This is a genomic window from Psychrobacter sp. W2-37-MNA-CIBAN-0211, from assembly GCF_040309405.1.
GTDB lineage: Bacteria > Pseudomonadota > Gammaproteobacteria > Pseudomonadales > Moraxellaceae > Psychrobacter > Psychrobacter glaciei.
Window position 1 is genome coordinate 137,241 of the sequence record NZ_JBEOOU010000001.1, and the last position, 21,061, is coordinate 158,301.

Here is a 21,061-nt window from a genome sequence, read left to right on the forward strand (position 1 = left end):
ATATATATTGTCACTAAGCCCCCAAGCTTTCTGCAAAAGTTAAACGCATTTTTAGGATGCCTTTATCTACCAATATTTGTTGTTGCTGAATGTTTAGCTTTGGCTCTTCATTCTGATTAATGGACTCATAGATACGTTGCCACTCATCTAATGAAAGTCCAGTCCCACTAAGTGCTTTATTAGCTATTTCTTTCCAGTCATGTACTGTTCTATCACATATCAGTAGCACCTCACTTACCATAAGCTCTTTCATATCTGAGAGATTCAATACAGTAGCATGAGGGCTAGAATGCTGCTGCGAGATGAATAAAGGCTTTAGCATGGGTAGCCAGGCATTAACCTCTTTAATAGAGTTATCTTTCATTTGATTTAAATGTTGACTGATCTTTATTAGATCGCCATGTATGGGGGCGATTTGACCACGGGCAGGCTTTAATAGCTCATCTGGCAAATCTCGAAGGGCAGTAAACTGACCATTACGAAGGCTGGCTTGTATCAGCTGTCGTTTTTGTTCAGCATCAGAAGGCAAATCTTCTATTGCGTCTTCGATTAACTGTAGTTTATTAATCAATTTAGGTAGTTCTGCTATATCGTTTGGATGGGGGTAAGCAGCAGGAGTATCTGCTAGCTGCCTGTGCAGGCTCGCGGCTTGAGTCTTCTGTTCAGTCAAGTTGTCCAACAGCTTTTCAAAGCGTGTTTTAAAATCACGGTAACTCGTCAAAATATAACCTTGAATATCAGCAAGAGGCAGTTGTTGTTCGCTTTGTAGGTTTAATCCGACTTCATATGCTAACGCATTCAATTTATCCTGTGAATGAGATAAATCGAGTTTTCTTAAATAATGTAACAGTGTATCGCTACCAGCTTGCTGCTCTCTTTTGCCTGTAGCACTTGTATTATCTTCTTTCAAGGCTCCATCAAGAATATGGCCTATGGTACGTAAAGAATTGGTATAAAGGGATTTTGGAAAATTGCTTAGAGTAGAGACATCGTTCTCAATGTCTGCGATTAAGTCGATTAAACGCCTATTGATTTTTTCAGCACTATCTTCAACGAACTCCGCAAACAAACAGGCTTGTTCGACACGCTGGAATAATGAGGTAGTCTTATCCTCTAAGTTTAAGTCATGTGAGCTCTTTAAGTTTATTTCAGAGCATTGCATAGGTTTTACTTTCGCTACTAGCGCTAATATCTTAGCTCGTTTAGCGATTAGACTAGCAAGTACACTTGTATCACTGAGGTGAGAGATATCCTGTAGTTGCTCTTCTTTTTGTTTCAGGTCTATAAAAAGCTGGCGAGCTTTCTCAAGTTGCTCTTTGGCTTCCACGGTAGCGTAACCTAATGATTTTCGACCAATAGGTGCAAATATATCGTCTATACGACCTTGACCATAGACTCGGCTCATCACCTCAACTTTGGCTTTGTACCCATCGATGCTATCGTCATTAAACCAGTTATTGGCTTCGATAATCGCATTATCTAATCGGGATCTTGGATAGTTTTGCCATAAAGCTTGTCTATCGTTAGGGTTTTCCAAAGTTAGAAGGTTTAGTTTGCTACACCACCACATCCACTCATCAAATATACTCTTCGCGGTATTATTGGTATCAGAAACATAGCCAAAATAAAATTTCTGTTTGAAAGATTCGAACTTCCAATTCCATTGTTTGTTGGGATGTGCGATACGAGATAAAAACAGTGGGATTTGCGCCTGACTACGCTGTGGATTATTAAGCTCAGTAAAAAGACCTGCATTTTCATCAGCAGTAAAGCCTTTAGATATAAAGCTACCAGGAACTTTTAATTTGTCTAGTAAGCTCCCGAGCTCGTCCGATGCAACACCATGTTCACGTTGTAAATCCATCAGACCGTTAAGGTTGGGATAGTCGATGGCTAAGGTATACCATCCTCTAAATAGTAAGTTGCGATCATTCGTTGACGTTGATAGCTTGCCATCAGCTTTAAATGGCCAAGCAATTAAACCCCGCTCATGCAAACGATGTCGCCATTTTTGAATAGCATTGGTTGCAAATGTCGTTAGAGCATTTAGCTTATTCCTAAATTTTGCAGTAAAGCTCTCAGTGTTTAAAGTGATGCTGTGTTTTTCGCACAGCGCTAAGCTCAAGCCTATACGCTCTAACTGATCTGTTTCGCTGGAATTCATATAATGTAGTAGTACCGCATCACGCAGTAGAGAATCATTCTCTAAACGGCTGTATTGTTCCATTAAGTGAGCAGAAGCCGTTAGTGCCAACACAGGTGTGCGACCATTTTTGCGTGCGTAATCAGATGCAAAGTCGTGCAATTGGTCCAACTCGGTTTTGTTGCTTATCCATGCAAGTAACACCTTACCATCAGGATGTAGTTTGAAACCATCTAATGTAAACAATCCGCCTCGTGGTTCGCTAAGCAGTACTAAAGGCTGACCATTACTACCAGCACTATTACTTAGTAGGGTTTGATCGTATCTCCAGTTGTTGTCTAATAAACGGATAAAGCCTGTCAAACGAGCCAAAGATTTTAGAATGGGCTTGTGATTACTGTCCTGTAAAAGCTCAGCCATGGCTTTTTTATGACCATCACCCATACTAGGGTCTTTGAAAATAAGCGAGTTTTGTTGCACGCTGCGGTAGCGCAAGTCTAATCGTAATAGCATCGCAACGCTGGGTCCAATGTGGGTCGCTTCATTTATATCAAGCTCGGTCGCTTCACCGACCAGTTTTTGCCATAGCGCATCGGCGGCAAATTCAATCGCTGGATGATCATATAGTAAGCTCAGTAAGTGCTTAAACTCACCTTTAGACAGCGGTAGTAACACGGCATGTTTGTCTTCGCTTTGGACCTGCTCTTTGATAGAAAAGGTAGATATATTATCGAGCAAAGTATCTAAGCTAAGGGCTTGTTCTACAGCGGGATAGTACCATTCTTCACCTTCACGTCGGAATTTGGCTTCTTCTAGAGCTTTTCGACATTGCCAGCGTTCTAAACTTAACTTGCGATAAAGAGCGGCAATCGGCTCTTCATCTTCATTTTTAAGCGCTAATAAGTCTTGAGCATTTGCTATTTGATTGATTCGAACAGGTAACTGACCATAGAGTAAGTTTTTACATTCAGCTAATAACGTTTGATCACGAGTTTGAATGCCCTCGATAGCACCTTTATCTAATACATGTTTGGCCACTCGGCCAGAACTTGCAAGTACCGCTTCAAACAGCTCTCCAATATCATTCAATTGACGATTCGCTTGCTGATACTGATATAAAACAGCATCAACGTTAGCCATAATGACGTTAAACCAGCCAAAGTTTGCGCCGCTCATCGCATAAGCTGCTTCTACCAAGCCAGTAGGGTACTTATGTGCTAGCTTTTCGTCTCCGTCTAGGCTTGCTACGTAGTCAGAAACATCGGCAAAGGCATTGTGCTCTAGCTCAACCAATTCAAAACGACGGGCAACAGATTGAATCTCCCGAAGTTGTTGCCCCAGCAGAGGTGAACATAGTGCTACATAGCGCAGCCAATGGAGCTTACGACGAGGGTCTTCTTCCTTGATTGCTTTACCAATTAAGCGAATAGCCTGACCGTCTAAGCGTTTACTATCATCATCTTCTAGTCCAAAGGTGGCAGCTTCAGCGACAGTTTCCAGCTCGTCTAAGACTACGAGTACATAAGATATGCCAAAGCGTTCTAATACCTTATATGCGGCTTGAACAAGATCTACTACTAAGGTTGGATCGGTATATAAGTCCTCTTCACTGTGGTTGGCACTGAGCTCTAACGCATCCGCTAAATTTTGTGCTGTGAAGCCAAGCGGCATTAAACGCTCATAGGCCTGTTTAGCAATTTCACTTTGAATTGAGCCGTCGAATTTCTGCGTTGCCAAAGGCAATAATGCCTGATACAAGCCAAAGGCAAACCAGTTATCAGAATTTTGATAGTCAGAGGCGACTTGAGAGTAGCGAATATAAAGCGCTAGATATTTATCTTGCGCTTGTGAGTCGAAAAGCTGCTGATCATGTAGACTGCCATTTTTATCACGTACAAACCAACCTCTAGAACAGTCATTTATTTGCGCTACCAGCTCATGACCCAAGCGCGATTTACCACGGCCCCATTCAGCCTCTATTGCAAAAACATGGGCAAAACGGTCTTCTTCATGGTCTACGGTGTGTAAAAAGGTTTGAAAGCGCTTAAAAAATCGGCTTTGGCCTACCAGCGGATCACTCGGTGGATAGTCAGAAACACCAGTAGCCGCCCAGCGATGTTGCTTGACAAGCGTGGCAACTGATTGGTCATTTAATTCAAAATTCATAGTCCACTTCCTTGAATATTAATAAGCTTCGCTGCTCGTATGTCTCGTGCCGTTTGTTTAATAGCTTGTTGTAGGCGCGCGCTTCTATAGCTAAAAATAGGTGCTAGCGGCAAGCTATAGCAAGCATCACCAAAGTCTGGGTGAATGCTATAAAGCCCTGTTTCGTTACGTCCACCTTCCTTAAACTGCCAAATCTGACGGCTTAGTAGGTTTGCAACTAACGGCGCTAATGCTCGGTTGAGGTCATGAGTATCTGGTATTTTTGGATATAGCGAGATATTTAGGTTATTAAGCAGTGCCAGTAAAAATGCTGCCAAATTTCCAACATTGACTTCATCGCCTTCGATGCCTTGCACGACTATATTGATTTCTGTTGGTGAAAAAGCATTCTGGTTACTTGGTAAAACTAGTAGCAAGCTATCACGTTGTTCAGCTGCCCAAGCATCCTGTACAAATACCAGTAAGCTTAGAAGGAACAACCAAGGTTGCTGGGTGAACAGGGTTAAATGTGATGAGGTGTCACTACTTGAACCTCGTTCAGTGAGTATCCACGATGCATGAGGCTTAGTTTGATTTAATAGCGAATAAGGTAATGCTAATAATCGTCTTGCACACCAGTTTTTATCAAGGGCTTTAGCGCTAGGATCAATGGGCGGCAGCGAGGTTATTGTAGAATCGGATTCGTGAGCGCTACACTCGGCACAACCAGTCAACTGATAACTGGCTCTTAAAATCCTAAGTAGGGCTGGCAAGGCAGCATTATCATGCAGGCTATGTCCGATCAGCTCATGCTCTAGATCACTTAATGGTCCAGCACAAAGCTGAGGATTCATAGAAGTGCCTTCCAGCTCTTCTAGTACCCATGCACTAGCATCACTAAGTTGGCTAATGATTTTAATCAGCATCTGCGGATCGCGCATACTACCAGCTTCACGGCAGCGTGCAGCAGCCAAGCATAGCCAATGTTCGCGAAAGCTTGGGTTTAAACCTAAGAGAGCCAGTTGCCATTCACCAAGTTGGCTCAATCTGCTAAACGCTGTCAATAAGGGTGCAGTCAAAGTATATGCAATCGGAGTATCTGGGTCTTCATTATCACCAATAGGCTGTAACAGTGCGTTTTGTAAACATGGCATAGCAGCGAATACCTCAGCAGCTCGTTCGGCGCTTATGCCGGCCCGTTGCCAAAGTAGGGCGCAAGTTGTGCTGGCACGTTGCGCCTGAAGCAGTAATGAATTTTCGCTGATGGCCGTCATCGCTAGTCCTCACTGTCGGCAGCGGCATTGGCGCTTGCCAGTAAGCTATAAAGTTCATCTACATCACTGAATAGTGGTACAGCGCCTTCTACAGCATAGCCTTCGTTACTGAGTTTATTTAAGATGGCCTTATCTAGGGTATTATCGCCATCTTCTAGTGCTTGTTGAGCTTGTATCAGTTGCTCTTCAGTTAGCTGGCCTTCGATTAAGGCTTCGACTAAGGTTTTTGCTACTTGAGTTAAGAACTTAGAATAGCGATAAGCTAGTCGGGCACTGAGTAAATTATCAGCCAAACGATCTTCAAGCTCTTTGTCCAGTCTTGGAATCAATATACGTCCGATATCTGACAATGAAGTATGTTCAACGGTTGTTTTTACCGCCCATTGATTAAGCTGCATCTGACCTTCGGGACGGTTCAGCCAATGAGTGAGTAACTCTCCTCGAATGTTAGTAGGTGATAGCATTGCAACCCTTTGGTTAACTAACATAGGTAATTCATCAGCAATAAAAAATTGAGAGCGGAAAATTCCATCCATTCCAACAACTATCATTTTTTCTTTAGCATGATATTTTGTCGAATCTTGATAGACGTCTTCACCTATACCAGTATCAAGTCCAATGAAATCATCAAAACCAATATTACGAATTCGAACTAGAGGAATGCCTTCGTTCTCAACAAAATCTTTGCTTGATACAGGGCAACCCGATGCTAACGTTGTTATTTTACTGATACTTTCATGATCGATACTTTCAATAGATTCGGTCAGTTTTAAATAATGTGAACGATAAGGCCGAGGATCTAATCTATCTTCCATATCCTTAGCAGACATCAAGTTAATCATCTGAGGAGGTTCGTTAATAGGAAGTTTTAGATTATCAAGTTGTGAGTCAACACTATCTCTAAGTTCTTTAGCCCAAGCACGTAATTGCTCAGCTTGGCGGACTTTATCTCCAATGTATTTTTGGGCTAGTACTTCTGTGACAGGTATTTTTATACTTCTAATATCTTCCAAATTGATACCAGCTTGAACGGACCCGGTGATATAACGCTCGAACTGTAACTTTCCTATTTTACAAGCTATAAAAGCCCATATAAATCGTGTTTCTGCAACTAAAGGATCAATTTTTACTCTTGCAGTATGTCTTCCAATATTACAAATTGGAGTGTCTTCAGGGCAAATCGCTGCTTTACCTGCATAGCCACCCATTGCTATCAGTAGATCTCCAGGTTTTATGTGCGAACCTTTGAATGCATCATGTTGTTCAGATGAAATTCGTTTTAACTGATCAAAGTTTATACCAGGTTCATCAAATGAAGCTATTGTGACCATTAAAGGAGAATTAGCCTTTTCAACGAAATTAGGCATATCAATACCGCGGCGAATGGGAGTGTTTTTATCTCTCATAGCTTCAAGTGTTAAGCACTTACTTAATTGATCTATTTTTTCTGCATTGTTTACATATACTTTTCCATAATACTCAGCGTCTAAGCGCTGGATTTCTAAACTAGTAGAGTCAACACGATTATACTGAGCCATTATGCACCCCGCTTATAAGCAGAAGCGATTACATCTAAATCATTTGGCACGCCAGCGTTATAGTCTTCGATATTGTTCTTCACTAAATAACCTAACGTTTCAGCCACTGCCATAAATACGTCAGTTTGTGGCTCAGGTAAGAACTGCTCGGGCTGGTCAGGGCTAGCACGCCGCTTTTGTAAATACATGATTGAAGTCTTCGCACCAGTACCTGACAGTTTAAAACAATCACTAGGTAGTGATATCACCGCCTTTACAATGGCCTTTCCACCGACGAACTCACCAGTCTGCTCATCTTTTTTACCCATAATGTACTCACGCACATAGCGGTCACCTGAGTTGCATAGTATGCCATCAGGTAACACAATCATCAGCCTTCCACCAGGCTTTAACAGTTGCAAGCAGCGGTCTATAAATAGTACAGCGGGGTCAATGCTCGCACCGACGGGCTTCCAATTACCTTTACTATCAGGCTTGCTGCCAAGTGCCAAGCCATCAGTAGAAGGCGCTAAACTATAAGTTGGTTTTTTATCAGTACCACCAGTTTGGCGTAAGTCGGTACGGTAGCCTGCCCATTTAGGGTTGCCGTTTTCATCAAGATATAAGTCGCCAGTATCGTCCCAACGCATTTTTAGATGGTCGTAATAGGCGTTATAACTTTCAGCCACCTGTTCTGTTGGTCGAAAGCCACCAAGTATCTGCTCCATATCAGCTTCATAGGTCTTTTTCGACGCTTGTGCATTTTTATTGTTGGCGAATTTTGGGGTGCCAAACGGCGGGTTAGTGCAGATAAGATCAAAACTATTTGGTTTAAGCGCTGCCGTAGTTAGCGAGTTTTTAGTATGGAATATTTGAGCTTTTGGAGCGCCTTGCAATGCCATGTTGACCCGTGCCAGCATCACCATACGCGGTGCAGCATCAGCACCCGTAAAGCCTTCATTGCGTAGTTTTTCCTTTAGCGCTTTTTTCTCATGATCGTTTAATCCACCAAGCTGGGTATCGATAAGGTGGTCTAATTGACTTAATGCGACTGAGCCAAACCCGAATGAGCCACAGGTTGGGTCACAAAATCTGAAGTCACCATTAGATAAGCGTGCGATAGCCTCATCGTCATTAGCAATATCATTGATGGCTATCTCTAACATGGCTTGTTTGACCGGGTTAGGAGTGAGGTAGACACCTAGGCCGCCTTTGGACTCAAAGTTAGCACGCAGGAATACATCGAATACTCGGCCTAATAGATCGCCAGAGACATCACCTAGGGTGCCTTGCTCTTTGGCTATGCGTCCATCATTATAGATAACGGGACCAAGGTCTTGTAGAGCTTCAAGTAAATTCTCATAGTTTTTCGATACGGACAACCTTAAATGAGTATCTTCTGAAAAGATGGCATTATCTGTCCCGTCATCACTGGTGACAATATAATCCTCGTGTGATTTAAACTCATTGAAAGCATCTTTGATTAGATTGACCGCTTTATCACCTTCTTTTTTCACATATTGCCAATTAAATACGGAGCTAAATAGGTGTTTATTACCCTGTTTATCAGTGAATTGAATATCAGGGTGGTAAATACGAAAGCTCTCTAAAAATAACAGCTTGGCCACTTCTTCGATAATATCGTTTTTGTCGTTGACATCATCTTTAGTGACACGAAATACACTTTCATGAAAAGCATCGAAGCGGTGCATTAGGTGTGTATAGATACGCATGGACCAGCGAAAAGTGCGATCACGCTCTAACCGATCGAAACTGTTTAATTCCTCTAAGCTGGGAAGAACATCGACACCATGGGTACCATCAGAGCCATCAGAACCAAATAAACTCAGAATACGGTTATTGGTGCCATCGCTGATAACCGCGAATACTGGCCAATCACTGTCAGTATCACTGAGTAGCGTATAGGCTAAATCATCAAACTTAGCGGTATCAGCCGCATTTTCCCAATGACCTTCTGCCAGCGCTAGTAGCATAACAGGTGGTGTCAGATTGCCTGCTACCATTCCCTGTATTAAGCCTGCTTTGGCAAACTCGTGTGATGATAGCTCTAATACAGGTTGGTCGAAATTTCGATGTTGTTTAACCAGATGATTAAATAGGTCAGTCAGTTGAGCTTGTTTGTCGATTTTATTGTCTTTTGCCATGAGATATTTCAATTCCTAAGGTTTGATGTTTGGATTCACAGATGATTGTTTAATGTATTCTAAGTATCAAGTACTAAAAATGGTCCTTTGACACTTATTTGTTGGTTTTGTTCAGCCAGTTTACGTAATTGCTGCTCAGTGATAGTCGTGCCAGCTGGTAGTTTCTTTAAAACTTGTGTGAGAGGCATACGCCCACCAGAATTTCGCAATAGAGTAGCTATGTGCTCTGTGATATTCGAGGTTGTTTGATATGCTGATTTAGGTTCGTTTAGTATATTACGTGCTGGCAAAGATGCTAGCCATAGTGCTACTTGGGCTTGATTAAAACCTACAGCATGCCAAAGTTCCTGCTGTTCACTAAAGAGGTCATCTGCAGATTTTTTTGACGTTTTCAGTTGATCGATAAGCTGATTAAGCAGTAAGTTTTGAGTTTCCTGATTCATAGCTATTCCTTGATCGTGGGTTGTTCAATTTGTTTTAACACCCAAGCATCAAGATCACTACGTTTAAAACGCCAAGCATTTCCTACGCGAAATCCTGGTAACTCATTACTAGCCGCCAGTCGATAAATAGTACGCTCATTCACCTTAAGATATTCGGCGACTTCTTTGATAGTCAAAACTTCATTGTCCATGACGAATAGCTCCTAGCTGTGTCGAAAGAGTACATATAAATACAGTCTATACTAGCGGCTAGCCGTGTCAATGAATTCCGCAGTTTTTAAGAGCATGCAAGTCTTAACATTATTTTTGAAAAATAATGAAGCTAGACAAAAAAATGCCCGAGACATGTGTTAAACATATCTCGGGCTTTAAGGGAAACGCGTGCTTCAATATTTTAGAAAATACCTGATGGTTAATACCTTAAGTTATCTGACATAGAGTCAAACGCTACGATAGATAACGCGAAAAAGTATCTTTGAAGTCAATGACGTCGTAGCCCTTGCCTCGTACTTCATTTCCATTAATATCAAATGCTCGTAGGTCTCTAGACGATATACGAAATGCACTCAGTTTTTTTGCAATTTGTCGCAGTGTAATTGTTTTGCCCTCATTATATGTTGACCAACTCATTTCTGGGTCTCGACGTAACTCAGTTAATAAATCTCTACTTAAGAGTCTGTTAGTTTGATTTAGGCTAAAAACGGTTTTAATATCAGATAATAGCTGCTCATTTGAGCTGGGCTCATCGCTATCACTACCTGATATCTCCATGCATGATGTATGAGCTTTTTCTAACCACTCATCACCTAATAACATAGCTATTTTAAATAGTATCTGCCAATTATCTTGCGCGCGATCATTAATAGAAATCGGTAATACAGGATCAGCCTCTTTAACTGCTGACATATTGTCATCAGACCATCTAGCCAGCTGGGATTGAATCATGTTAGTAACATTAAGCGGTAAATCACGAACTCGTTTTTTTGTCTCACTTTTCATTTTGCGCCGCAGAGTTAGAGGTATTGATCGATCTATCAATGTGCTAGGGATTTTGCCAATGCCTGAAATCGCTTTCGCACCATAAACATTAAATGCTGTTGGTTCATTATCATCGCCAACACAGCGTATAATATATGGGTTATCGCGACTATGCCCGGCATTTAATACGCCTCGTATGCCCTCATTATCATTGATAAAAGTATCAATCTCGTCAATAAAAAGCGTTGGTTTATAACTTTCAATTGAGCGGAATAATGCCGATCCTGTTATGTTTGACGTTGATAATGACCGTTTACTCATGCGACTTATTAATGTTAAAAGCGTACTTTTACCGCAGCGTTTCTCTGGAGCATTGATCCAAGCTATGGGTAAAATATGGCTTACTGGTATAACCCAGGTTAATATTATCCATAGTGTAGCTGCAGTCTTTACTGCGTCAGTGCAGGCTATGTGATCGTCCAATATCTGGGATATTTGGTCAGCTAATAAGGCGATGTCTGCTACTGGTTCTGCGTATGGCTCGATGTCAACAACCAAACTTTCTGAGGTTTCAGACTTCAATTTACCTCTAGCTTTCTTGACTAACTTATCAAGTGAGCGAACAGACATATTATTAAGAGATTTCGCGGTTTCAGTGCGTTCTAGTTCATACTCCAGTTCTGATAATGTGGCAAGTCTATCAATAGTAGCCTGTGCTAAATCCGAGCTAATTTTTAGATCTTCCTGTGGTAAAATAACTGATGATGGCTCGTCAATGTCATCTGTAGTAGTTTTTGAAAGCTGAGCATCTGGCAGGATGTTCGGCTTTTTTATTGTGTCAGCTAATGGCTCAGCAACAAGATTAGGAGGTGTAGCATTGTTGTGTTTACTCATGATGATGCCTCCTTATTATTAGATGAAGTATGACTATCAAGCCATTCATTAATATCGGATACGCGCCAAAGACTAGCCCGTCCTATTTTAATAGGAGCAGGAAACTCGCCAATTTTGATGAGATGGTAGAGATGCTTCGATGAAAATCCAGTGATGCCAGAGATGCCTGGTCGAGCTGTAACGGTACGTTTCTGACCTGAGTCAGTGACATAGTTGCGAGCTGAGCGCTCAGGTTGGTTTGCGAGATCTGACATTCGCAAAAATTTATCATGTAATTTCATTTTCTTACTCCATAGCACATCTGGTGTTACCGGAAGTGGTGTAGTGCTATGGAGTAATATTATGCGTTCTATGTAGTAACGTAAATCACTGTGCGTGCATGATGTACACTGTGCGCGCACAGTGTAATCCTACGAGAAATTATTTTCATTAGCTTCACTTAACCATTTACAGACTGTCCTATAAGTAGGTTTAGGTCCGGTGTCTATGTACTGTTTAATATATGTGGCAGTTTCAGCAAATGTTGAAAATCCTTTTTCTCTCATAATTTTCAAATACTCTATCTTTTTCTCTCGTCTAAAATCTTGTTTAGGCTTAGCACCTACATTGGCAGCTTTAGTATTCTTTTTGGACTGCTCGCTCTTGAAATACTCTCCACTATCGTAGGAAACTTCAATAATACCCCCACTATAGGTAGTCATTACAAAATCATGATACATCAGCGCTACATCATAAGCCTTTAAACGATAAGCCAGAATTGAAATGGTCTTATACAAATATACTTCAACTATAGACTCTACATTAGAGTTCAGTCTGTCTATCTCTGACTCTTGAAATAAAGAGATTTTGGCTCTAAAAGGTACATAGTTTTCAGGATTATTAATAAAATCTGAAAACAATTTGGATAAAGCGTTTTCTATATAACGATGTCGTCGATAGTTAAGCTCAATTTCTCCAGTAGCTCTGCACTCATCTACGTGTTCATTAGATAAAGGGTAATTTTTAAAATCGTCTAAACCGAACTTGAAATTGAAATTTTTCTTACAATACGAAATAGTTTTTTGTTCGATATTAGCTAAAAAAATAATATTATTTTCTTTCTCTAAAACTGAGCATTTGCTATGTTGTAACATACTCTCAGCAATATTAAAATTAGTAGGTACACTAAGGACTTTCTCGATTGCAATAGTTAAACTATTATTCCTAATTTCCAAGCTAGTGATAGTTTCTTCCATAGCAACTATATCAGTATCTTGTCCTTCACTAAGTTCATCTCTATCCTTAGAGGATTTATCAGTAGTCATAGTTTTAAATATCCTAGTCTTTAGGAGAATTTGAATTTTATTAGATAATACTCGCAAAACTCGCAAATCTATAAGTTATAAATATAAAGTTTTATAATTGAATATAGCAACTCTTATTTCGATATTAAATAAGAGTAGGGTTTGAAATTGAAACGTAGATTCAACGTTCTAAAATGATCTTTATTCAATATCTTGGAGTATTAAAATGCTGAAATAGTAAAAGATATTATTTAGATTGAGACTCCTGGCTCTTCGAGTTAAATAAGTTTATATTAGATCTCTTACATAAGTCATCGCTAGCCCTTGTGACTGTGTTAGTAGAAGTTAATGAACTGGCGCTTTTGTAAGAGATCTATTGTTTTAGAAAACTGTAAATGATAAATAGATTTATCTAAGTGCTACTTTATATAATCAACAAGCTGTCCTAATAACTCATCAGGTACCCCTTGCGCTTGTAAACTCTTTATTAAAACATCTTTATCATGCAGCGCTATATCGGCAGCCTGCTCATTTCGATTATTCATTTCTCTCTTAATTTCATCTGGCGTCAGTAAGTCAAAACTGACAGCAGTACCAGCTCGAAGGTCATCTAAATGATTTGCCCATTGGTTCAACATAATCTGCCGTTCTGCTAAATGTGCAGATAAATCGTATCTTTTTTTAACACTAGACTGTTCAAGGTGGGCTAGCTGTATTTCTATAAGATTTTGACTAAATTGCAACTCATATAATCCTGTACTAGCAAGTTGCCTGAATCCATGTCCAGTCATTTTAGGATAGGGGTCACCTATATAGCCCATACGTTTTAATGCCTGATTGAACCAGACATCGCTATAGGGTTTATTACGCTCAAAGTTATAAAATACGTAACCAGTCTTTTCTGTCAAAGGTCGCATGCGCTCGATAATGGCCATTGCCTGTGGTGACAAGGGAATAATGTGATCTTGCCGCATTTTCATCTTATGTGCTGGGATACGCCAAACATTTTTATGATAATCAATCTCTGACCACTCAAAAAACCTTAGCTCTTTCGTTCTGACAAAACACAATGTCATCAGTTGCATGCCAGCTATAGTCTGTTGATGCGCATTTGGATTGTCTGCACCGTATTGATCAATATTGCGCAGTAGCTCAGGGAATTGGTGCTGCTCAATCGCTTTCATACGCTCAGCTTTATGAGGTCTTAATGCTTTGTTGCGACCATAAGCGATGTTGATGATATCGTACCCTAGTGTATTAATAGCATACTCAAAAACTGAGCTAATGAGGGCAACACACTTGTGTGAAGTATCAGTTGTCCACTTTCCCCGCTCTTCAAAATAGGTTTGGATTGCTAATCCAGTTTTGATAACGTCTTGAGCCGTTATAGAGGCAATAGGGTAGTCGCCTATATGCGGTGCAATATGCTTATTTAGATAGTTATGTAGTTTTTGAACGTTCTTAGGTGTGGTACTAGATCTTTCGTTAATATAGCTCTTAGCGATAACTCTAAATAAGTCTTTTTGCTCAAAGTTATTCTTTTCATAGTTTTTATGTTCAGTTGGATCAACGCCATCACTGAGTAGCGCCTGAGCTTTATCACGTGCCAGCCGAGCCTCTTTTAGCGAGACTTCTGGTTTAAAGGCAGAATCAATAGTTTGTTTGGCAGGCTTATAAATGCCAATCTGGTAAGTTTTTTGCTTGGGTTTAAGATCTTTATCGGATTGATAGCGGTAGGTCATTTGCCAAAACAATGAGCCATTTGGGTGTTGTATCAGGTATAAATTGTTGCCATCACCATGGCGCGTGACTTTGGTGGGTGTGGACTGTTTAGCAATTGCTTTCACGCCAGCGTCAGTTAATCGGTAGTCTTTTTTTCTTGTCATGGCTTATACCTCAAGGTGTCGAGAGGTTTAACAACAACCTCGCTGTATCATTAACAACAAAAAATGACGTTGTATATTATTTAACAACGCATTTAACAACATTGTAGAGGTGCTAGTAGGTAATGACAAGTGTTTAATAAAGACTGATAACTAGGTATGATAGGGGTTTAGAGGGTTTTAGGTAATGCGAGGTTATGGGGAAATACAATGATTGGTGCGCCCACCAAAGCCCAAACTGATAACGTAATACATTGATACTTATAGCTTTTATTAATTTGTAACGACAGGATACCGCCAACGATACCGTCAAAAGCCAAAATGGTTAAGTTCGACTCCTGAGTGTGGCTCCGTGTTTGCGTCCTTAACCTACGCTTCGACCTCACCTTCAAGCATAGCATCAATAGTAACTTTCAACCATTTATTAGGTCTGCCTTCTAAGTGAGGCTCAGGGAACTTGCCTTTATTTATTCTATTCTTAATCGTGTCCGCATGTTTCCATTTAAAAAGAAATTGTACATCCTTAGTGGTGTAATAAATGCCAGTCATATTAAATATCCTTAAATTGATTTGTCGTTGTGATAAGTGTCGTTTATAAATTGTCCGTCATTGCGTATTAATCGCCGTAGTGCTTATTCTTGATCCAGTCTTTAGCCGCTCTTAAACTATCAAATCCGCTTTCGGTCTCAGTGTCATTATTTAGACGGTTGGTAAGTTTGACGGTAAAGCCAGTGACCTTATCGTTATAGGTCATGTAAAAGTGGGTAGATGACATGGCGATGTTGCCAGTCTCCCAGTCAAGCGGTAATAAATCCTTACCGTGTAAAATGGGGCGGTCGACATGGCTGTGATCCTTATCTTTACTTTCGGTTGTATCATCTAAGCTGCTATCGGCTGGCAAGCTAACATCGATTGCCTCAAGCTCATCTGTCAATGTTTTTATCTCATCGTCAGTGTAGATTCTGTTTCTATGCAAAAAGTCATTCATGATCTGTATCCCTTTTATTGATGGCAAGCGGTGGGTTTAAGACCGCTTGACTGGCTGGCTATACAATATGAGCGCTTGGTGTAAAGTTTGGCTCAGTGCCATTGGTTAGCTTCACATGACCGCACAATTTAGTTGCGGCGTACTCTTTGCCAGCGACAGGATGACCGTTAGTTTTAATAACGATTTCTACATTATCACCCTCGCCAAACAATTCACTTAAGGGTGTACCAGCGACGACTTCAAGCAAACTCTCAGCGGATAACGTGTTCAAGTTAAGGTCGTCGTCAGGATCGCCCTTTTTAGTAAATTTAATACTGATAACTGTGCCGGTCGCAATAGCTGAGATAATAAGCATGACGACGGTGATAATAACTAAGTATATTGTGTCCATTTTTCGCTACCTTTCTTATTAACGTTGACCATCAAAATGAGGCGCGAAAGGAATATCGTCATCTGTGGTTCCACCGCCGTTTTTCGCGGTGGTACTGCCTTTACTGCGATTATTCTTGTACTGCTGGTCGTTATTTTGCTGCTGCTGCTGGTTGTTCTGCTGGTTGTTCTGCTGCTGGTTCTGCTGCTGCTGGTTCTGCTGCTGATTGTTCTGCTGCTGATTGTTCATCTGCTGGTTGTTCATCTGCTGGTTGTTCTGCTGCTGCTGGTTCTGCTGCTGCTGGTTCTGCTGCTGATTGTTCATCTGCTGGTTGTTATTCCGTTGGTAGCCTTGCGGGTTGTTGTCACCAGCCCCGTCAAGCATTTGCATTTGCTCAGCTTTAATTTCAGTGGCATAAGTATCAACGCCGTTCTTATCGTATTTGCGAGTCTGCAATTTGCCTTCGATATATACCTTGCTGCCTTTACGCAAGTATTGAGCCGCAATCTCACCCAGTCTATTAAATAGGACGATGCGATGCCACTCAGTTGCCTCTCGTTTTTCGCCGCTTTCTTTATCAGTCCATTGTTCGGACGTAGCGACCGATATATTGGTAACGCTGCCACCATTATTGAATTGGCGTGTCTCAGGATCAGCGCCTAGATTACCGATAATGATTACTTTATTAACACCGCGCATGATATTTCCTTAAATATTGATTGCCTAAATTGGCTGTTAATTGGTTAATTATTTGGTGAGCTAATTTAATTCTCTTAAGGCGTTGGCTTGCTCATCGCTATAGCAATACTTGTCATCGTTTGCAAACATGCTTTTTGGATAGTTGCCGCTTTTTACATGCTCAATCATTGTTTCAAACTGCTCAGGTGAGAAGATGCGGCGACTGCTTGAGTCATACATTTTGTTGCCCACGGTTTTACATATTGACTGTGTTGGTGCTGGTAACGATGGTGTGTTCTGCTGCTGCTGCTGGTTGTTGTATGGCTGCTGATTGTTGTATGGCTGCTGCATTGGCTGGATAGGCGGATGGACATACCCATCAGGGTCATTATCCCCTTCGGTTGGTATAGCGAACACTTGAAAGCAAGCGTACTTATAAGCGACACTCATTGCTTTATTTGTGCCCTTATCGCCACTGTCCATCGCCTCACCAAACGTTGTTACCGTGTGCTTGCTACCGTCCATCGCTGATATAAATTCAAAGTCACCAGTAACCGTTGTGTAAAACAATATGCTGCCTTTACTGGTCTTGCGCTCAATAACCTCACGATCTCTAAAGCGTGGTGCGATAATTAATCCGTGCCGCGCTAACATAGGGCTTAAGGCGTTATAAACATCATCAATACCACGAAACTTGAAGGTAGCGCCGCCCTTCGTGGTGTGGGCTTTACTAATCCCTAATCTTGCTAACTCAGCTTGCACTGCATTGATTGCGCCAAACACACAAGGCGCGGTCGGCATTGTTGGCTGCTTATCAACTGGGCTGATAGCGGTCGGTTCAATGTTGGCTGGTAAGTTTTCTTGCGTTAAGTTGCTCATTATTTATAACCCCATAAATCGCCGTTAAAGATTTGATCTAGCTGATAGTCGCTTGGATTGTTAAAGCCTTGCACGGGCAACCTATTAATCATTGCTTGCTCTTTATTGGTGCTGGCTGGCTTGTTCTGTGCGTTGAGTAAACCTCTATTACTGGGTGAGGTCTCCGCTAAGAACCGGCTTAATCCGCTTTTATCTGACTGGCTCATTTAACACCGCCAGCGGCATACAAATTCATTTCAGCGATACGTTTATTGGCATATAGGGCTTGTTCTGTAAATTCTTGGCGTTGCTGGTCAAGATCCGTGCTCTTATAGGTGGTCGATGTGGCTATGTCCTGCTCAACTTGGCTCATCAAGTAGTCAGTACAGCCGGTAACATTACCAACCGCTGATAACACCAATGCGAGGGTAAAGCCGCCTAACAGATATTTAACAGATGACTTAACACATTTTGCTAAAAGAGACTTAGCCGGTGCATTTAAAAGTTGGTCGCTTGTGTTACCTGCCAGCAACTTGGCTGGCGCGTAATTCATATTGCGTAAACCATCCCATCCGATGTGTCTAATATAAGCACCGGTAACGGCGTCTGTTAAATCGGCGTAGTTTTCAGTAGCATGAATATTAAGGTGCTCATTAGCACCAAATTTGTAGGTCGTTGGTACAGTACGGCTACCTTTATTGATTAACTTTAATACGTGTGACATAATTGCTCTCGCTTATTTAGGTAAGTAAAAGCCCCTTTGATATCGAGTCGTGAGGGGCTTTTTTGTGTCTGCTATTCGTAGTCTTTCTCAATAATTTTTAGGCTGGCTTTTAACATTGCCAGTCTCTCTTTTAATGCGTGTTTGATAAATTCATTCTTTTGTTGTTTAGGGATACCATCGACAAGCTCATCAATCGCACCTTCAACGGCGCTTATGGTGTAGCTTGATACTGCTCTATAAGCCTTTAACTTTTTTATTTGTTCGGCGTCATGATCAACGATTGGGGTAGGCTTATCACCAACTTCATCAACATATTCTAAGGTTCTTAGTTTTTCACCTTCTTTTAGGGTGTCGTTGAAATGCTGGATAGTATCTTTTGCCCACGCTTGGCTATCCTCGTTCAAGCCGATTTCATAATCCTCAGTCCATTTTCGATCACTGGTATCTGATACTGTCAGCCTTATTAACTTTTTGTTCATAACCTTGTCCTTTTATGAGTAAGTTATATTCCAAGTAGGATGCAGGAATACCGCTTTTGCCTTACTTTCAAGTTTGACCTTGACGTATTGACCGCGAACCCCTTTAACCAAGCCTTTAATAGCTGGCTTGTCCATCCCATCGGGGTAAAAAAGAAGCGCTTGTCCGTCGTACAAGCTGATATCGTATTGCTCTTTAAACCATTCAAAATCATTCATAGTAAAGTCCATTAAAACGGTAAGTTTTCAAACGCCCCTTTGTATCGAACGCCACATAAAGGGCAAAAGATAAAACTGAACGTTGATTTTTTCGGTGTCTTTCGCCCTTCTACTTCAATCGTGATATTTGTTTCTAACATCGACTGCAACATACCGTTGTCATCAGCCATGAATACCAAGTCTTTAAACTTGACCTCAATTATTGGGTTTTGCTGATATTCCTTTTTCATATTGCAAAGGTTCTTAATATCTAGCGCCGCCTCTTTTAAACACTTGCATGTCATAAATACGCTCTTATTAGTAGTGGTGATGGGCGATACATTCATCGACCGTCTTAAACACCAACTCTCGACCTTTAAGTTTTAAATCCTCGTTCCATTGCTCAGCCAATCTCACAAACTGATTTTCCGAGCCTTTAATAAGCATGTGACCAGCACATTGCAAATTCGTGTTCTTGTGACAGACAAATGAGCCAGTACCTAATAGCTCAGTCATCCGTTCTTCACCTAGCCAGCCTTGCATTGAGTCCTTTCTAAAGGGGCAATCTTTGCAAGGCTTTTTAACGCATGGAATTTTGATAGCACAATCCTTTTTAGAAGTTGGTAAGCAATAGGCGACTGACAACAATAATCGCCTATAACTTTCTAACTGTTTTCACTTTAGGGTGTTAAATAACTTATCGATAACTCGCCGTTTCTCGATTTTCTGCTTATATTTTATCGCTTGATTGAGACTGTATTATAAGTAAACTTTTATTATAAGTCAAACTCACATCAACAAACTTATATTATAAACAAGTGATTGTATAGATAAGTATCTAATACTATTAGTGAATAATAAAAGCAACACGCACGAAAAAGCCGCTTAACATAAGCGGCTTTTATTATTTTGGTTTTAGATATTAGTTATTTTTTAGAGTGTACCGCCTCGCCATACGATGCGACCTTGAATGTTCAAACTTTCCATTCCTGAGCGGTCAATAGAAAAGTCAGGGTACATGTCTTTATCTTTGTTATCCGACTTTAATAGCCAGCCAACCGGTGTGTAGATAAGGCGTTTAACGAATAGCTTATTATCAAGGCACAGTAAATAAACGCGAGAACTCTTTGGTTCTTTATCAGACACATCAACTATCATCAACTGACGATCGCTCATGGTCGGTTCCATGCCAGAGGTGCTTAATTCTAATACCGCAAGGCAATGTGAGCTTGGTAACTCATAGTGTTCAAGCAGCAGCCGTGAGAAGGGGATAGATTCGACTAACGCCACTTCGTTCAGCTCAATGTCAGGTATGCCAACAGACGCAGGGTTGTAGCTTGGAATGATGACAGGATCAGCTTTACCGGCATAACCCAAGTCCTCAATGTCTGTCTTTCGATAAGACACCTCTGCCAGTCCGTCGGTAAGTAATTCAACGTCTATATTAAAAGCCTTGGCGATGGCGATTAATTTGCCGCTCTCTTTGGTTTCGCCGCGTTCAATTTCAGATATCGCCGCTTGCGTAACGTCTACTTTGTCACCCAGCACCTTCTGAGACCATCCACGACTCTTACGTTCTTCTTTAATACGTTCTCCTAAAGTCTTAACTTTATCGCTTGCTAATTGCATATTTACCTCATTAGGTATGACCCTTGTTGAATGATGAATATAGCAGACAAAATACAATAATACTTTTATTATTTTAATAGAGTTACTTTAAAGTGAGTTGTGTTACACTTATATCCTAATAAAAGTATTATTATATAATTTAAAAGGAAATCATTAAATGCTTGTAAGTAGTCATAAGCCAACTAATAGCGCTAGAACCGCCAAGCCACCGTTACCTATAACCAAATGGCAATTATTGCTCAAGAGCCTAAAGCGTCTAGGTTGGACACAGACGGGTATAGGTCTTAAATGTGGCGTATCACAAGCAACAATTTCAGAAATACGTTTAGGTAACACAAGGGAGCCTAAACATGAGTTAGGGGAGCGCTTATTAGAGCTATCGAAAAACCCCAAAAATAAAACCTGAACAACGACC

At 40.9% G+C, this 21,061-nt stretch carries 23 protein-coding genes; 1 reads left to right on the forward strand and 22 read right to left on the reverse strand.

Annotated elements, in window-relative coordinates; translation table 11 throughout:
• Positions 1–13 precede the first annotated feature (13 nt).
• From AAEY72_RS00590 to AAEY72_RS00695, 22 genes are all read right to left on the reverse strand, one after another.
• Complete coding sequence (locus AAEY72_RS00590) at positions 14–4,309, reverse strand: hypothetical protein (protein ID WP_352309028.1); 4,296 nt, start codon at positions 4,307–4,309, stop codon at positions 14–16.
• Complete coding sequence (locus tag AAEY72_RS00595; protein ID WP_352309029.1) at positions 4,306–5,562, reverse strand: hypothetical protein; 1,257 nt, start codon at positions 5,560–5,562, stop codon at positions 4,306–4,308. Before AAEY72_RS00595 ends, AAEY72_RS00590 begins: the two co-directional genes overlap by 4 nt.
• A gap of 2 nt (positions 5,563–5,564) precedes the next feature.
• Positions 5,565–7,100: a restriction endonuclease subunit S gene (locus tag AAEY72_RS00600; RefSeq protein ID WP_352309031.1), complete on the reverse strand. Its 1,536-nt coding sequence runs from the start codon at positions 7,098–7,100 to the stop codon at positions 5,565–5,567.
• Positions 7,100–9,244, reverse strand: coding sequence for an HsdM family class I SAM-dependent methyltransferase (locus AAEY72_RS00605; protein ID WP_352309032.1), 2,145 nt, complete (start codon positions 9,242–9,244; stop codon positions 7,100–7,102). The genes AAEY72_RS00600 and AAEY72_RS00605 overlap by 1 nt, the downstream gene beginning before the upstream one ends.
• A 59-nt stretch (positions 9,245–9,303) precedes the next feature.
• The gene (locus tag AAEY72_RS00610; protein ID WP_313974220.1) at positions 9,304–9,687 is read right to left on the reverse strand and encodes a hypothetical protein; all 384 of its coding nucleotides are present in this window, start codon (positions 9,685–9,687) and stop codon (positions 9,304–9,306) included.
• 2 nt (positions 9,688–9,689) lie between these two features.
• Entirely contained in the window at positions 9,690–9,878 is a 189-nt protein-coding gene (mads1, locus tag AAEY72_RS00615; protein WP_352309033.1) for a methylation-associated defense system helix-turn-helix domain-containing protein MAD1, read from the reverse strand.
• A gap of 256 nt (positions 9,879–10,134) precedes the next feature.
• A complete protein-coding gene (locus AAEY72_RS00620; protein ID WP_352309034.1) occupies positions 10,135–11,559 on the reverse strand; it encodes a DUF3631 domain-containing protein in 1,425 nt (474 codons plus the stop codon).
• The gene (locus AAEY72_RS00625) at positions 11,556–11,840 is read right to left on the reverse strand and encodes a helix-turn-helix transcriptional regulator (protein ID WP_352309035.1); all 285 of its coding nucleotides are present in this window, start codon (positions 11,838–11,840) and stop codon (positions 11,556–11,558) included. The genes AAEY72_RS00620 and AAEY72_RS00625 overlap by 4 nt, the downstream gene beginning before the upstream one ends.
• 129 nt (positions 11,841–11,969) lie before the next feature.
• Positions 11,970–12,863 (reverse strand): hypothetical protein, encoded by an 894-nt coding sequence (locus AAEY72_RS00630; RefSeq protein ID WP_352309036.1) that lies wholly within the window; start codon positions 12,861–12,863, stop codon positions 11,970–11,972.
• 398 nt (positions 12,864–13,261) lie between these two features.
• On the reverse strand, positions 13,262–14,728 hold the full coding sequence (locus tag AAEY72_RS00635; protein WP_352309037.1) for a tyrosine-type recombinase/integrase: 1,467 nt from the start codon (positions 14,726–14,728) through the stop codon (positions 13,262–13,264).
• A gap of 366 nt (positions 14,729–15,094) precedes the next feature.
• Complete coding sequence (locus AAEY72_RS00640; protein ID WP_352309038.1) at positions 15,095–15,274, reverse strand: hypothetical protein; 180 nt, start codon at positions 15,272–15,274, stop codon at positions 15,095–15,097.
• 67 nt (positions 15,275–15,341) lie between these two features.
• Complete coding sequence (locus AAEY72_RS00645) at positions 15,342–15,713, reverse strand: hypothetical protein (protein WP_352309039.1); 372 nt, start codon at positions 15,711–15,713, stop codon at positions 15,342–15,344.
• A gap of 58 nt (positions 15,714–15,771) precedes the next feature.
• A complete protein-coding gene (locus AAEY72_RS00650) occupies positions 15,772–16,104 on the reverse strand; it encodes a hypothetical protein (protein ID WP_352309040.1) in 333 nt (110 codons plus the stop codon).
• 18 nt (positions 16,105–16,122) lie between these two features.
• Positions 16,123–16,782, reverse strand: coding sequence for a single-stranded DNA-binding protein (ssb, locus tag AAEY72_RS00655; RefSeq protein WP_352309041.1), 660 nt, complete (start codon positions 16,780–16,782; stop codon positions 16,123–16,125).
• 60 nt (positions 16,783–16,842) lie between these two features.
• Complete coding sequence (locus AAEY72_RS00660; protein ID WP_352309042.1) at positions 16,843–17,640, reverse strand: ERF family protein; 798 nt, start codon at positions 17,638–17,640, stop codon at positions 16,843–16,845.
• Positions 17,640–17,846 (reverse strand): hypothetical protein, encoded by a 207-nt coding sequence (locus AAEY72_RS00665; RefSeq protein ID WP_352309043.1) that lies wholly within the window; start codon positions 17,844–17,846, stop codon positions 17,640–17,642. Before AAEY72_RS00665 ends, AAEY72_RS00660 begins: the two co-directional genes overlap by 1 nt.
• A complete protein-coding gene (locus tag AAEY72_RS00670) occupies positions 17,843–18,343 on the reverse strand; it encodes a hypothetical protein (protein ID WP_352309044.1) in 501 nt (166 codons plus the stop codon). The genes AAEY72_RS00665 and AAEY72_RS00670 overlap by 4 nt, the downstream gene beginning before the upstream one ends.
• Before the next feature lie 71 nt (positions 18,344–18,414).
• Positions 18,415–18,822, reverse strand: a complete 408-nt coding sequence (locus AAEY72_RS00675) for a hypothetical protein (protein ID WP_352309045.1) — start codon at positions 18,820–18,822, stop codon at positions 18,415–18,417.
• Between the two features lie 12 nt (positions 18,823–18,834).
• Positions 18,835–19,038 carry a hypothetical protein gene (locus AAEY72_RS00680; protein ID WP_352309047.1) on the reverse strand — a complete coding sequence of 68 codons (204 nt, stop codon included), beginning with the start codon at positions 19,036–19,038 and terminating at the stop codon, positions 18,835–18,837.
• An 11-nt stretch (positions 19,039–19,049) separates the two neighbouring features.
• The gene (locus AAEY72_RS00685; RefSeq protein ID WP_352309048.1) at positions 19,050–19,268 is read right to left on the reverse strand and encodes a hypothetical protein; all 219 of its coding nucleotides are present in this window, start codon (positions 19,266–19,268) and stop codon (positions 19,050–19,052) included.
• 67 nt (positions 19,269–19,335) lie between these two features.
• On the reverse strand, positions 19,336–19,665 hold the full coding sequence (locus AAEY72_RS00690) for a DUF6283 family protein (RefSeq protein ID WP_352309049.1): 330 nt from the start codon (positions 19,663–19,665) through the stop codon (positions 19,336–19,338).
• A gap of 285 nt (positions 19,666–19,950) precedes the next feature.
• Positions 19,951–20,646 (reverse strand): XRE family transcriptional regulator, encoded by a 696-nt coding sequence (locus tag AAEY72_RS00695; protein WP_352309050.1) that lies wholly within the window; start codon positions 20,644–20,646, stop codon positions 19,951–19,953.
• Between the two features lie 157 nt (positions 20,647–20,803).
• On the opposite strand from AAEY72_RS00695, the gene AAEY72_RS00700 reads away from it, so the two are divergent.
• A complete protein-coding gene (locus AAEY72_RS00700) occupies positions 20,804–21,052 on the forward strand; it encodes a hypothetical protein (RefSeq protein ID WP_352309051.1) in 249 nt (82 codons plus the stop codon).
• Positions 21,053–21,061 lie beyond the last annotated feature (9 nt).